The following is a 13,618-nucleotide window of genomic DNA, read 5'->3' as shown; positions in this document are numbered from 1 at the left end:
AAACCCAGCCTCACCAAGGAAACCACGTTTGGGGCACCACACCCGACCACAACCGCACCGGGCACTTTTACTACGTTACCCGGTGGTTTCCACCGTGTCAAACCGGCTCGTACCGCTTTGTCACGCTTCTACCATTTCTCCGGGCACCATGACCATGCCGACTTGCGCCGGTTCCGGTCGTGGTTTTGGCAGGCCAGCCGCTGCGGTCTCCCGCAAGCGCGCCTGGGGCCCTGCCGGTCGTCAACCATACTCGGTCGGTCTCGCCCCGCCAAATCCGCCTCCCGACGAATCTGGGGCACCGCCCGGTCCGGACCACAGTGACCAACAGCCACCCGACCCGGAAGGTCTACCTGCGCTCCGGCCTGAGGTCTTCGACCTGTTTCGTCCGTTCCGCGCTGGCAGAGAGAAAGTTACGCGCCCGGCGGATTGATCGTCAAATCCGCCGGACGCGTCGCGCGTCACACCAGCCGCGCGGCGATCAGGAGGTGAGTTCCACCCCGGCGAAGGACCGCTTGCCCCGACGCAGCACGAGGTACCTGTCATGCAGCAGGTCCGCTGGCGAGACCACCGCGTCCGCTGCGACGACCCGGCTGTTGTTGACGTAGGCGCCGCCTTCGGCAATCACCCGCCGGGCCTCCTTCATGCTGGGCACCAGGCCGGACTCCTTGAACAGGGCGGCCACCTCCGGGAGTTCGTCGAGGCGTACCAGACCGGCCTCGGTGAGGGCGGCGCGCAGCGTCACCACGGACAGGTCGTCCAACGATCCCCGGCCGAACAGGGCCTGGCTGGCGGCGACCACCTGAGCCATCTCCCGCTCACCATGCACCAGGGTGGTCAGCTCCTCGGCGAGAGCGCGTTGCGCCGCTCGGGACGCCGGCCGCTCCGCGACCTCCTTCTCCAACTCCTCCAACTCCTCGCGGGAACGGAAGCTGAAGTAGCGCAGGTAGCGGCCCACATCGCGATCGTCGACGTTGATCCAGAACTGGTAGAAGGCGTACGGGCTGGTCATCTCGGGGTCAAGCCAGATCGCCCCACCCTCGGTCTTGCCGAACTTCGAGCCGTCCGCCTTGGTCACCAACGGGGTGGTGAACGCCTGCACCGGCCCTTGGCCGCGTCGCCGGACGTAGTCGACTCCGGCGGTGATGTTGCCCCACTGGTCCGAGCCACCGAACTGGAGCTGGCAGCCGTACCGCCGGTGCAGCTCGAAGAAGTCGTTGGCCTGCAGCAGTTGGTAGCTGAACTCGGTGAAGCTGATCCCGCTCTCCAGCCGGGCCCGGACCACCTCGCGGGCCAGCATCCGGTTGACCGGGAAGTGCTTGCCGACGTCGCGCAGGAACTCCACCACCGACATCTCGCCGGTCCAGTCCAGGTTGTTGACCAGGCGGGCGGCGTGATCCCCGGTGTACGACACGAAGGGTGCGAGCTGGTCGCGGATCCGCTGAACCCAGCTCGCCACCACCTCCGGTGAATTGAGCGTCCGCTCCGCGCTCTCCTTCGGGTCGCCGATCTGCCCGGTCGCGCCCCCGACCAGCAGCAACGGCCGGTGCCCGGCGAGTTGGAGGCGACGGGCGGTGATGACCTGCATCAGGTGGCCCGCGTGCAGGCTCGGCGCGGTCGGGTCGAAGCCCACATAGAAGACGGCTCCCGGACCGTCGAGCAGCGTGCGCAGCTCATCCGGGTCGGTGGAGTCCTGAATCAGGCCCCGCCAGCGCAGGTCATCCGTGAGGGCGTCCCGCCGGACCGGCGGGAGGTTGCTGTCGGTCACGGTCACCGATTGTCCCCCATCAACCCGCTCCCGCCCTACCGGGTTCCGGCGGAAGACGCCGGCACTAGGCTGGCAGTTCCAAGATCGTGGAGGTGACCGTGGACGTGTCGATGATGTCGCGTGGCTTCTTCGCCCTGCTCGGGCTGGAGTTGGACGAGATCAGCGGGGACCGGGTCGCGATCCGCTGGCGGGCTCGCCCGGAGCTGCACCAGCCGTACGGCATCCTGCACGGCGGGGTGCACTGCTCGGTGGTGGAGACGGCCGCGAGCCTGGGGGCCGGGGTCTGGCTGGGTGAGCGCGGGCAGGTGGTCGGCGTGTCCAACCAGACCGACTTCCTGCGCGCCGTACGCGAGGGTGAGCTGGTCGCCGTCGCCACCCCGGTGCACCGGGGGCGTAGCCAGCAGCTGTGGCAGGTGGAGATCACGGATGCGGACGCGCAACTGGTCGCCCGCGGCCAGGTCCGCCTGCAGAACCTCTATCCGGATGTCGACTGAGCGGGTCGCCTGACCGGAGCCGAGACGGTTTTGGGTAGATAGCGGCTTTCGCGGCGTTATCGTCGCGTCGATGACCGAGCCCGCACCGCCGACGTGAGGAAGCTCCTCGCCGCCACGCTCGGCATCCTGTCGGCGGTCGGCGGCTTCGTCGACATCGGCGACCTGGTCGCCGCCGGCCAGGCTGGTGCCCGCTTCGGCATGGCGCACGCCTGGGTGCTGCTGCTCGGGGTCGTCGCCATCTGCGCGTACGCGGAAATGGCCGGACGCATCGCGGCGGTGACCGGCCGGGCGGTGTTCGACCTGATCCGGGAGCGGCTCGGCGCGCGGATGGCACTGGTGAACCTGGTGGCGTCCTACCTGGTGACGGTGATCACCCTGGCCGCCGAACTGGGCGGGGTCGCGTTGGCGTTGCGGCTGGCCACCGGGGTGCCCTACCTGCTCTGGGTGCCGGTGGCGGGGATCGCGGTCTGGCTGGTGCTGTGGCGGATGCGGTTCCCGGTGATGGAGCGGGTCTTCGGGCTGGCCGGGCTCGCTCTGGTGGTCTTCGCCGTCGCCCTGTTCTGGTTGCCGACCGACTGGGCGGCGCTCGGCCGCGGCGCCGTGGCACCCGACGACTCCGGCCAGGGGTGGGGGGCGTACTGGTTCGTCGCGGTGGCGTTGTTCGCCTCGACGGTCAGCCCGTACGAGGTCTTCTTCTTCTCCTCCGGCGGGGTCGAGGAACGCTGGAGCGTCAACGACCTGGCCGACGCCCGCTTCAGCGTGCTGGTCGGCTTTCCGATCGGCGGCTTCCTCGCCCTGTCGCTGATCGCCACGGCGGCCGTGGTGCTGCGTCCCGCCGGGCTGTCGGTGGACAGTCTCGACCAGGTCGCGCATCCGGTGGTGCTGGCCTTCGGTGGGGTCGGCCTGGCGGTGGCCGCATTGGCGTTCTTCGCGGTCACCTTCGGCGCCGCGCTGGAGACCGGCCTGTCCGCCGCGTACGCTGCCGCGCAGTATTTCGGCTGGCAGTGGGGCAAACGGGTCAGCCCGCGTGAGGCGGCCCGCTTCCACACGGTGCTGCTGGTCAGTGTGCTTCTCGGGGTGCTCCTGCTGCTCACCACGGTCGATCCGGTGACCCTCACCGAGTACATGCTGATCATCAGTGCGGTGGCGTTGCCGCTGACCTACCTGCCGATCCTGGTGGTCGCCAACGACCGCACCTACCTGGGCGACCGGGTCAACGGTCGCGCACTCAACCTGCTGGGCGCGGTGCTGCTGGTGGTCATCCTCGCCGCCTCGATCGTCGCCGTGCCGCTGGCGATCGGTACGAGGATGGGCCAGTGAGGATCCAGGTCAGCCAGGAGCTACTCGACCGGCAACTCGTCGACCGCGACGGGCGGTTGATCGGCAAGGTCGACGACGTGGAGTTCGGGTTCGACGCGGACGGGGTGCCGTACCTGCGGTCGCTGCTCAGCGGACCAGGTGTGCTCGGACAGCGGGTCGGCGGTCGGCTGGGGCGGATGCTGGTGCTGACCGCCGAGCGGTTCGTCACGGATCGACCGATGGCGCCGCTGCGCATCCCGTACGCCCTGGTCATGCGGGTCGACAGTGCGGTGTGGCTGCGGGTGAGCGCCGACGAGCTGCCCACCTCGCCGGTGGAGGAATGGTTGCGCCGGAACCTGATCGGCCGGATTCCGGGGGCCGACCGTGCGAGCGGGTGAGCTGCTGGGCCGGACCGCGTACGACCATCAGGGCCGCCGGTTGGGTCGGGTGGTGGACCTGGTGCTGCGCGGCCCCGTCGACGGCCCGCTGCGGCTGACCGACCTGGTCGTCACGCGGCACTGGTACGGCCGGATGAGTGGGCGGCTGATCGGTCCGCAACGACACCCGTCGGGCCCGTGGGCGATCCGTGCGCTGGCCCGGATGCTCGGTCGGAGCACCAGGCAGGTGCCGCTGCACCGGGTGCGGTTGGGTCCGCCACGCCCCGGCCCGCCCGGCTCCGGCCGGGCCGCCGGGGGCTGACTCAGCGTCGGGTGCCGTCCAGCAGCGACGGGGCGTCGGTCGGGGTGTCCGACGGGTCGTCCGGCTGCGCCTCGGGTGCGTCGGCGTCGTCCGGAGCGGCTGCCTCGGGCGCGTCCGGATCCTCGGCTGCCGCTGCCGCGCGGCGCAGCCGTACGCCGGAGACCACCCGGTCGTCGGCGAGGGTCACCTCCAGTCGCCAGCCGTCGACGGTGAGATGCTCCCCGGCGGTGGGTATCCGGCCGAGACCGGCCAGGACCAGCCCGGCCACGGTGGTGTAGTCGCCGTCCGGACGCCCGGGCAGGTCCACGCCGATGTCGGACAGGTCGTGGATGGGAAACGTCCCCGGCAGCAGCAGCGACCCGTCGGCGTCGGCGCGTACCTCACCGACGTCCCGGTCGGTTTCGTCGTAGATCTCCCCGACGATCTCCTCAAGGATGTCTTCCAGGGTGACGATGCCCTCGACAGCACCGCGCTCGTCGACGACCAGGGCCATGTGCTGGCGTTCCGCCTTGAACCGGCGCAGCGCGTCGACCACCGGCACCGAGTCCGGCAGCAGCAGCGGCGGGCGGGCGTACTCGTCGACCGGCTGGTCCTCACCGACGCCGACCAGGTCCCGCAGGTGGATGACGCCGACCGAGTCGTCCAGGCCGCCGTGACGTACCACCGGCGCGCGGGAGTGACCGGAGGCGGCCAGCACGAGGCGGGCGGCCTCTGCCGTGGTGCCGCTGTCCAGACAGAAGACCTGCAACCTCGGCACCAGCACCGCCCGTAGCCGCCGCTCGGCGATCTCCACGGCACCGGCGATGATGGTCTGCTGCTCCTTGGTGAAGCCGTGGTGGCCGGCCACGATGTCCCGCAGTTCGTCCGGGCTGATCTCGTCGCGCTCAGGCTTGGGGTCCAGCCCGAACAGCCGCACCACCAGGTCACTGGTGGCACCGAGCACCCAGACGACCGGCCGGGTGAGGGTGGCGAGCAGATCCAGTGGGCGGGCGACGAGCAGCGCCCACCGCTCCGGGACCTGCATGGCGATCCGTTTCGGGGCCAGTTCGCCGAAGACCAGGGTGACGAAGGTCAGCACCAACGTGACCAGCACCACGGACACCGGGCCGGCGGCCCGGCCGAGGACGCCGTCCAGCAGCGGAACCAGCGGCTGCGACAGCGACACCGCAGCGGCGGCGGAGGCGAGGAACCCGGCCAGCGTGATGCCGATCTGGATGGTGGCCAGGAAGCGGTTGGGGTCGCGGGCAAGCCGGGCCAGCACCCGGCCGGTACGCCCGGTGCGTTCCAGCCGCTGGACCTGGCTGTCGCGCAACGACACCAGCGCCAGCTCGCTGCCCGCGAAGATCGCGTTCAGCACGATCAGGACTGCGACCAGGGCCAGCTGGCTCCAGTAGCTCTGCACGCCCGGTTCTCCCTCGCTGGACCGCGACCGGTGGCGGCCCCACCGGCGTAGCGGTGCCTATGCCCACTCGTTCCGACGGTGAATCATCGCCCTGCCGGGACGGCCGCACCGCGGGGACCGCCGGCCCGGTCAGCTCTGGGGCAGCGCGGGCGCGGGCAGATCCAGGACGTACGACTCCCCCGCCCGGCGGAACCCGAGGCGGTGGTAGTACGGGGCGATCATGCCGGGCGGGCTCACCACCTGGCGGAATCCACGATCGGTGAACAGGCTGCTCCGCCGGTAGACGAACTCGCCGGGAGTGAAGTCCCGAAACGGCGGGGTGACGTAGTCCAGGTCGACCTGGGCCACCCCGTCACCGACGTCGCGCACCAGCACCACACCGACGACCTCGTCGGCGCGTACGACGAGGAAGGCCGATCGGCCGGCCAACCGGTCCGGATGGAACCCGGGGTTGAACCGGGCGATGTCGGCGGCGTGCACCCGCAGCGTGTGGGCCAGGAACGCGTCGTCGGCGCCCACCTCGACCACCTGGTAGGTCTGCTCGTCGTGGCGGGTGGTGAGCAGCCGCCGCAGGTACCAGATGTTGATCACAGCCAGCACCACGTTCAGTCCGACCATGGGCCAGACCTGTATCGCGGTGTTGTAGCCGATCAGGACGGCGCAGCCGACCAGGTTGAGGGCGCGCAGCCGCAGGATGCGCGTCTGCAGCAACGACCACACCAGCAACGCGGAGCCGGCCCAGCCGACCAGTTCCAGCCAGTTCACCCCGCGAGGGTAGTCGCCGCCCAGGTCAGCCCGGGTGTCAGGGGTCGGGTCACGCCGGGCTGGGCAGCGGACCACAACCGCCGAGGGCGGATCACGCCGGCAGTTCCAGGACGTACTCGTCGATCTCGTGGCCGCGTCCCGGCGCGTACGCCCGCTCGGTGCCCCGGACGACGAAGCCGCAGCGGCGCAGCACCGTCAGCGACGCGGCGTTGTCGGTGGCCGTCCGCGCGTACAGCGGCCGGCGGGTGACCTCCCGCAGCAGCGCGGCCAGCGCGCGGGTGGCGTACCCACGGCCCCAGTGCGCCCGGTCGATCCAGTAGCTGACCTCGATGCCGGCGTCGACCGGGAAGGCCAGCACGTGGCCGACCACCGTGCCGTCGACGGTCACCGTGCGGGCCAGATTCTCCGGACCGGTGAGGATGCGGACCCAGTGCGCGGCGAACGCCCGGCGGTCCGTCGGGTCCGCGGCGCCGAAGGCGGCCATCTGACCGGCCTCGGGATCGAGCTGGTGAACGAAGAATTCCACCAGGTCGTCCTCGTGCACCGGGCGTAGCCGCAGGTCATCGGTCACCGGCCGACCATACGCGGCCCGGTTGAGGACCACTGGCCCGGTCCGGATCAGCTTTCGGCCCTGCCCCCACGGGCAGCGGCGTTGCTACCAACGAGGCAGAGGCATCGACAGCGAAGTGGAGGCCGGGTCATGACCAGCTATGTGTACGACTTCATCGAGGGCGGCCGGGGCAAGGCCGACCTGCTCGGCGGCAAGGGCGCCAACCTCGCCGAGATGACCCGGCTCGGGTTGCCGGTGCCGCCCGGCTTCACCGTCAGCACCGACGCGTGCCGGGCCTACCTCACCGACGGGGCGGTGCCCGACGGACTGTTCGACGAGGTCAACGCCCACCTGCGGGAGATCGAGGTGCGGTTGGGCCGGCGGCTCGGCGACCCGGTTGAGCCGTTGCTGCTGGCCGTCCGCTCCGGCGGGCGGTACTCGATGCCCGGGATGATGGAGACGATCCTCGACATCGGGCTCAACGACGCCACGGTGACCGGGCTGGCCCGGCTCAGCGGCGACGAGCGGTTCGCCTGGGACTCGTACCGGCGCCTGATCCAGATGTTCGGTCGGACGGTGCACGGCGTGCCGGCCGTGGAGTTCGACCGGGAGCTGGACGCGTTGCGGGCCACCGCCGGGCCGGACGGCCCCACGGCGGAGCAGTTGCACGGACTTGTCGAGACGTACAAGAAGGTGTTCGCCGACCGGGTCGGTCATGACTTCCCGCAGGCCCCGCACGAGCAGTTGTACCTGGCGATCCGGGCGGTCTTCGAGTCGTGGAACGCGTCCCGGGCGGTGCTCTACCGACGCCGCGAGCACATTCCCGACGACCTGGGCACTGCGGTGAACGTGATGGCGATGGTCTTCGGCAACCTGGGCCCGGACTCGGGTACCGGGGTGGCGTTCACCCGTGATCCGGCCACCGGCGCACCCGGCGTGTACGGCGACTACCTGTCCGACGCCCAGGGCGAGGACGTGGTGGCCGGAATCCGCAACACGGTGGGGCTGGACGAGCTGTCTCGCATCGATCCGGCCAGCTACCGGCGGCTGACCGGGATCATGACGACGTTGGAGCGGCACTACCGGGACCTGTGCGACGTGGAGTTCACCATCGAGCGGGGCCGGTTGTGGATGTTGCAGACCCGGGTCGGCAAGCGCACCCCGGCGGCGGCGTTCGTGATCGCCGCGCAACTGGCCGACGAGGGTCTGATCAGCTGGGACGAGGCGTTGACCAGGGTCAGCGGGGCGCAGTTGGCCCAGCTGATGTTCCCCACCTTCGACCCGGAGGCGACGCCGGAACCGTTGGCCACCGGCGTGGGCGCCTCACCCGGTGCCGCCGCCGGCCGGGTGGTCTTCGACAGCGCCGCGGCCACCGCGGCGGACGGACCGGTGATCCTGGTCCGCCGGGAGACCAACCCGGACGACCTGCCCGGCATGATCGCCGCCGCCGGGATCCTGACCGCCCGAGGTGGCAAGACCTCGCACGCCGCAGTGGTCGCCCGGGGCATGGGACGCACCTGTGTGTGCGGGGCGGAGGCGCTGGAGATCGACCCGGAGCGCGGTGAGTTCCGGGTCGACGGACGGACGGTCCGGGCCGGTGACCTGATCTCCATCGACGGCACCACGGGTCGGATCTACCTCGGTGAGGTGCCGGTGCGTCCGTCCCCGGTGACCCGCTACCTCGCCGGTGAGCTGGCCCCGGAGTCAGACCGGCTGGTCTCGGCGGTGGATCGGCTGCTGCGGCACGCCGACTCGGTGCGACGGCTCGGCGTACGCGCCAACGCCGACACCCCCGCCGACGCGGCGCGGGCGCGGGCGCTCGGCGCGGCAGGCGTCGGGTTGTGCCGTACCGAGCACATGTTCCTCGGCGACCGCCGGACGCTCGTGGAGCGGCTCATCCTGGCCGAGGGCCTCGACGAGGTGCACGCCGCGCTGTCAGAGCTGCTGCCGTTGCAGCGGGAGGATTTCGTCGCCATCCTCGCGGCGATGGACGGCCTGCCGGTCACCATCCGGCTGCTCGACCCGCCGCTGCACGAGTTCCTGCCTCCGTTGCCCGAGTTGGCGGCGCGGGTGGCCCGGGCGGAGGCGCTCGGGTTGGACCCGGGCCACGACGCGGTGCTGCTGGCCGCCGTCCGCCGGATGCAGGAGAGCAACCCGATGCTGGGCCTGCGTGGGGTCCGGTTGGGTCTGGTGGTGCCAGGCCTGTTCGCGATGCAGGTCCGGGCCGTGGCGGAGGCGGCGGCACGGCGGGTGGCCGAGGGCGGCGACCCGCGCCCGGAGATCATGGTGCCGCTTGTCGTCGACGCGCACGAGCTGGCCGTGGTGCGCGCCGAGGTGGCCGATGTCCTGGCCACCGTGCCCGGTGCGCCGCCCATCCCGGTCGGCACGATGGTCGAGACACCGCGTGCCGCGCTGACCGCCGGCGCGATCGCGGGCGCGGCGGCGTTCTTCTCCCTCGGCACCAACGATCTGACCCAGACCACCTGGGCGTTCTCCCGGGACGACGGGGAGGGTTCGTTCCTCGGTGACTACCTGGAGCGGGGGATCGTCGAGGCGTCGCCGTTCGAGACCGTCGACGTCGCCGGGGTGGGCCGGCTGGTCCGCTTGGCGGTGGCCGAGGGCCGGGCCGCGCGACCCGAGCTGACCGTGGGCGTCTGCGGTGAGCACGGCGGTGACCCGGAGTCGGTGGAGTTCTTCGCCGAGGTCGGCCTCGACTACGTCTCCTGCTCGCCGTACCGGGTGCCGATCGCCCGGTTGGCCGCTGGACGGGCCGCGGTGGCCCGCGACTGCGCCGGCTCCGACGCCCGATAGCCGCTCGTCCCTGGTGGGCCCGGCTGCTGCGGGCCCGTCGGCTGGTCGTGCGACGCTGACGTGACGCCGGGTGGTGCGCCACGGCGAAGACGTTCGGTGCTGGTGCTGCCTCGGATCGGACGGAGGCGGCACCAGCACCGATGGTGCTCGGATCGCGCCGTCCGGCAGGGCCGTTGGTCCCGGTCCGTGCGGGCGGATCGCCCCTGCCGGACACCGTCGCCCGGGGCGAAGCTGAGGTCGGAGGGCGTGCCGCTGGGGAACGCCTGGGGCACAGGGCGGAGCGGACGGTGACCGGACAGGTCCAGGTCGCGGACGGGGACGTACGCAGGGAGAATTCCGGGCCGGCGACACCCGCCACCGGGCTCAGCTCGGCCGAGGCCGCCCGGCTGCTGCAGGTGGACGGACCGAACGCCGCCGCGGCACCGCCCCGCCGGCACCTGGTTACCCGGATCGCGCATCAGCTCACCGATCCCCTGGTCGCGCTGCTGCTCGCCGCCGCCGTGGTCACCACACTGCTGCGGGACTACCCCGACACCGCCGTGATCCTGCTCGTGGTGGTGGTCAACACGGCGATCGGGGTGGTGCAGGAGGTACGCGCCGACCGGGCCATCGCCGCCCTCGACCAGCTCGCCGCACCGACCGCCCGGGTGGTCCGCGACGGCCGGGACGCGGTGCTGCCTGCCGCCGAACTGGTCCGGGGTGACCTGGTCCGGGTCGAGGCCGGCGACGTGGTCCCGGCCGACCTGCTGCTGCACGACGCCAGCCGGTTGCACCTGGACGAGTCGGCGTTGACCGGCGAGTCGGTTCCGGTGTCCCGGGCGGCGGATGAGGAGGCCAGCGCCGGCACGGTGGTGACCACCGGTCGGGCCGTCGGCACGGTGGTGCGCACCGGCGCGTCGAGTGCGCTGGGGCGGATCGCCACGCTGGCTGCGGCCACCCGACCGGCGGCGACCCCGCTGCAGCGCCGTCTCGCCTCGCTCGGTCGGCTCCTCGGCCTCGCCGCCGTGGCGCTGTCCGCACTGGTCTTCGCCGTCGGTGTGCTCAGCGGTCGGTCCCTGGTGGAGATGGCGGTCACCGCGGTGAGCCTGGTGGTCGCCGCGGTGCCGGAGTCGCTGCCCGCGGTGGTGACGCTGGCCCTCGCGCTCGGGGCACGCCGGATGGCCGCGGCTCGGGCGATCCCCCGCCGGCTGCACGCGGTGGAGACGCTCGGCTCGGTCACCGTGATCGCGTCGGACAAGACCGGCACCCTCACCGAGGGGCGGATGGCCGTGCAGCAGGCGGTCACCGGCGACGGTGCCCGGTTCGGTGTCACCGGCAGCGGGTACGCCCCGGACGGCACCGTGCACCGCGACGGCGCGGCGGTGGCCGTGTCGGACGAGCTGCGCCAGCTGGCCCGGGCCGGTCTGTTGTGCAACGACGCGACCCTCGCCCCGCCGACCGAGCAGCGGCCCCGCTGGGGTGCCGTGGGTGATCCGCTGGAGGCGGCGCTGGTGACTTTCGCCGCCCGCTGCGGCCTGGAGCCGCAGACCACCCGCCACGCCTGGCCCCGGGTCGCGGAACACCCCTTCGACCAGCAGCTCCGCCGGATGACCACGGTGCACCGCTCCTGCGACCGCCGCTACCTCGTGGTGTGCAAGGGCGCCCCGGAGAGTGTGCTGACCGCGCCGCTGCTCGACGCCTCCGACGACGAGTTGGCCGCCCTGACCGCCGCCGCGCACCGGTTGGCCGGCGACGGGCTGCGGGTGCTGGCGGTGGCCGCCGCCCTGGCGGAGCACCCACCCGCCGACCCCGCCCACCCCGAAGGGCTGCGTCCGGTGGGTCTGGTCGCCGTCGGCGACCCGCTGCGTGCCGGTGCGCCGGACATCGCCGACGGCTTCGCCGCCGCCGGGGTTCGGCTCGTGCTGGTCACCGGGGACCATCCGGCGACCGCCGCGGCCATCGCCGGTCAGTTGGGCCTGTGGACCGAGGGCGACCCGGTGGTACGCGGCGACGACGGCGACCCCGCGTCGGCGCCGGCCGGGGCGCGGGTGTTCGCGCGTACCCAGCCGGAACAGAAGCTCGACATCATCGCCGGGTTGCAGGCCCGGGGGCACGTGGTGGCGATGACCGGCGACGGGGTCAACGACGCACCGGCGTTGCGCCGAGCCGACATCGGCGTGGCCATGGGTGGCGGTACGGAGGTGGCCCGGCAGGCAGCCGATCTGGTGCTGGTCGACGACGATTTGTCCACCGTGGCCACGGCGATCGGTGAGGGCCGCCGGATCTACGACAACATCCGCCGGTTCCTGCGCTACGCCCTCTCCGGCGGGGTGGCCGAGATCGCGGTGATGCTGCTCGGGCCGCTGTTCGGGCTGCCCGTACCGCTGTTGCCGGCGCAGATCCTCTGGATCAACCTGCTCACCCATGGGGTGCCCGGGGTGGCCCTGGGCGCCGAGCCGGCCGAGCCCGGCACTCTGGGCCGGGTGCCGCGTTCACCTCAGGAGTCGGTGCTCGGCGCGGGGCTGGGCCGGCAGATCCTGGTCGGCGGCGCGCTGATCGCGGCGGTGACCCTGGGCGCGGGTGTGCTCGCCGCCCACTGGGACCGGCCCTGGCAGACGGTGATTTTCATGGTTCTCGGCCTGGCCCAGCTCGGGGTGGCCCTGGCGGTCCGCGCGCCACGACCGGCCGGGCAACGGTGGGGGAACCTGGCGTTGCCGCTCGCGGTCGCCGTCTCCGCGCTGCTCCAGGTGGCCGGGGTGCTGCTGCCGCCGCTGCGGGACCTGCTCGGCACCGAGGCGCTCGGCGTCGCGGAGCTGCTCGCCTGTGCCGTGGTGAGCGTCCTGCCCGGTCTGGTGCTGCGGCTGACCCGGCGACGGCCGGCGGCCGACGTCGGCCTACCGTGGCGTCGTGGAGTGAACCAGGCTGACTGCGCAGCTGAGGAGGAGATGTGATGGCCAGCGACACCGACGCCCCGGTCGTGGTGGGTGTGGACGGTTCCGAGATCGCCCTGCACGCGGTGCGGTACGCCGCGCGGGAGGCGGCGTACCGACAGCGCCCGTTGCGGATCGTGCACGCGTTCATCTGGCCGATGATGAGGGTGCCCCTGGGGCCGGCGCCGGGTGCACCCGCCGACGGCGGACTGCGCAACCAGGCCGAGCGCTGTGTCGACGAGGCGGTCGCCGAGGCGGCCAAGGTGGCCCCGGAGGTGACGGTCACCGGCGCGGTGGTGGACGGAGCGCCGGCCGCCGTCCTGGTCGCCGAGGCCCGCCACGCCGTGGAGATCGTCCTCGGCAACCGTGGTCTGGGCGGCTTCGCCGGGCTGCTGCTCGGCTCGGTGGCCGTCCAGGTCAGCGCCCACGCCGAATGCCCGGTGCTGGTGGTTCGCGGCGAAGCACGCGCCGACGGGCCGGTGGTGGTGGGCGTGGACGGTTCGGAACTGTCCCAGGAGGCTGTCCGGTACGCCTTCGAGGAGGCGGCGTGGCGCGGCACCGAACTGGTCGCGGTGCGCGCCTGGCTGTATCCGACGCCGGCCGGTCCCGGTGACATCCTGCCGCTGGTCTACGACCTGGACGCCTTCCGGGAAGAAGAGGAGCGCACCCTCGCCGAGGCGGTGGCCGGCTGGTCCGAGCGCTTCCCGGAGGTACCGGTGCGGCGACTGTTGGTGCGTGGTTCCCCGGGCCGGGCGCTGGTGGAGCAGTCCCGCACCGCCCAACTGGTGGTGGTGGGGGCACGGGGACGCGGCGCACTGGGCGGGCTGCTGCTCGGCTCGGTCAGCCACGCCGTGCTGCACCACGCCCACTCCCCGCTCGCGATCGTCCGGAAGCTGCGTACGGTCGAGGGGACCTGACCCGACC

General features: G+C 72.3%; 11 protein-coding genes. 7 read left to right on the top strand and 4 right to left on the bottom strand.

Annotated elements, in window-relative coordinates; translation table 11 throughout:
* Positions 1–478: 478 nt before the first annotated feature.
* On the bottom strand, positions 479–1,771 hold the full coding sequence (tyrS, locus tag Vlu01_RS17185) for a tyrosine--tRNA ligase (RefSeq protein ID WP_373307419.1): 1,293 nt from the start codon (positions 1,769–1,771) through the stop codon (positions 479–481).
* 104 nt (positions 1,772–1,875) lie between these two features.
* Between tyrS and Vlu01_RS17180 the strand changes: the two genes are divergently transcribed.
* From Vlu01_RS17180 to Vlu01_RS17165, 4 genes are all read left to right on the top strand, one after another.
* The gene (locus Vlu01_RS17180) at positions 1,876–2,259 is read left to right on the top strand and encodes a PaaI family thioesterase (protein ID WP_204000472.1); all 384 of its coding nucleotides are present in this window, start codon (positions 1,876–1,878) and stop codon (positions 2,257–2,259) included.
* Between the two features lie 93 nt (positions 2,260–2,352).
* Complete coding sequence (locus Vlu01_RS17175; RefSeq protein ID WP_204000414.1) at positions 2,353–3,579, top strand: NRAMP family divalent metal transporter; 1,227 nt, start codon at positions 2,353–2,355, stop codon at positions 3,577–3,579.
* On the top strand, positions 3,576–3,956 hold the full coding sequence (locus tag Vlu01_RS17170) for a hypothetical protein (RefSeq protein ID WP_204000411.1): 381 nt from the start codon (positions 3,576–3,578) through the stop codon (positions 3,954–3,956). Before Vlu01_RS17175 ends, Vlu01_RS17170 begins: the two co-directional genes overlap by 4 nt.
* Complete coding sequence (locus Vlu01_RS17165) at positions 3,943–4,257, top strand: PRC-barrel domain-containing protein (RefSeq protein ID WP_204000409.1); 315 nt, start codon at positions 3,943–3,945, stop codon at positions 4,255–4,257. The genes Vlu01_RS17170 and Vlu01_RS17165 overlap by 14 nt, the downstream gene beginning before the upstream one ends.
* 1 nt (position 4,258) lies before the next feature.
* On the opposite strand, the gene Vlu01_RS17160 is transcribed toward Vlu01_RS17165, so the two are convergent.
* From Vlu01_RS17160 to Vlu01_RS17150, 3 genes are all read right to left on the bottom strand, one after another.
* Positions 4,259–5,659: a hemolysin family protein gene (locus tag Vlu01_RS17160; protein WP_204000407.1), complete on the bottom strand. Its 1,401-nt coding sequence runs from the start codon at positions 5,657–5,659 to the stop codon at positions 4,259–4,261.
* A gap of 129 nt (positions 5,660–5,788) precedes the next feature.
* On the bottom strand, positions 5,789–6,424 hold the full coding sequence (locus Vlu01_RS17155; RefSeq protein ID WP_204000405.1) for a hypothetical protein: 636 nt from the start codon (positions 6,422–6,424) through the stop codon (positions 5,789–5,791).
* Positions 6,425–6,515: 91 nt separating this feature from the next.
* Positions 6,516–6,995: a GNAT family N-acetyltransferase gene (locus Vlu01_RS17150; RefSeq protein WP_204000403.1), complete on the bottom strand. Its 480-nt coding sequence runs from the start codon at positions 6,993–6,995 to the stop codon at positions 6,516–6,518.
* Between the two features lie 129 nt (positions 6,996–7,124).
* On the opposite strand from Vlu01_RS17150, the gene ppdK reads away from it, so the two are divergent.
* The 3 genes from ppdK (at position 7,125) to Vlu01_RS17135 (ending at position 13,611) form a co-directional block, all read left to right on the top strand.
* Positions 7,125–9,785: a pyruvate, phosphate dikinase gene (ppdK, locus tag Vlu01_RS17145; RefSeq protein ID WP_204000401.1), complete on the top strand. Its 2,661-nt coding sequence runs from the start codon at positions 7,125–7,127 to the stop codon at positions 9,783–9,785.
* Between the two features lie 287 nt (positions 9,786–10,072).
* Positions 10,073–12,715: a cation-translocating P-type ATPase gene (locus tag Vlu01_RS17140; RefSeq protein ID WP_204000399.1), complete on the top strand. Its 2,643-nt coding sequence runs from the start codon at positions 10,073–10,075 to the stop codon at positions 12,713–12,715.
* Positions 12,715–13,611, top strand: a complete 897-nt coding sequence (locus Vlu01_RS17135; protein WP_204000397.1) for a universal stress protein — start codon at positions 12,715–12,717, stop codon at positions 13,609–13,611. The genes Vlu01_RS17140 and Vlu01_RS17135 overlap by 1 nt, the downstream gene beginning before the upstream one ends.
* Positions 13,612–13,618 lie beyond the last annotated feature (7 nt).

The organism is Micromonospora lutea (genome assembly GCF_016863535.1).
In the GTDB taxonomy this organism is placed as follows: Bacteria; Actinomycetota; Actinomycetes; order Mycobacteriales; family Micromonosporaceae; genus Micromonospora; species Micromonospora lutea.
Note: the sequence above shows the minus strand (reverse complement) of the source record. Positions and strands in the feature narration are given on the sequence as shown.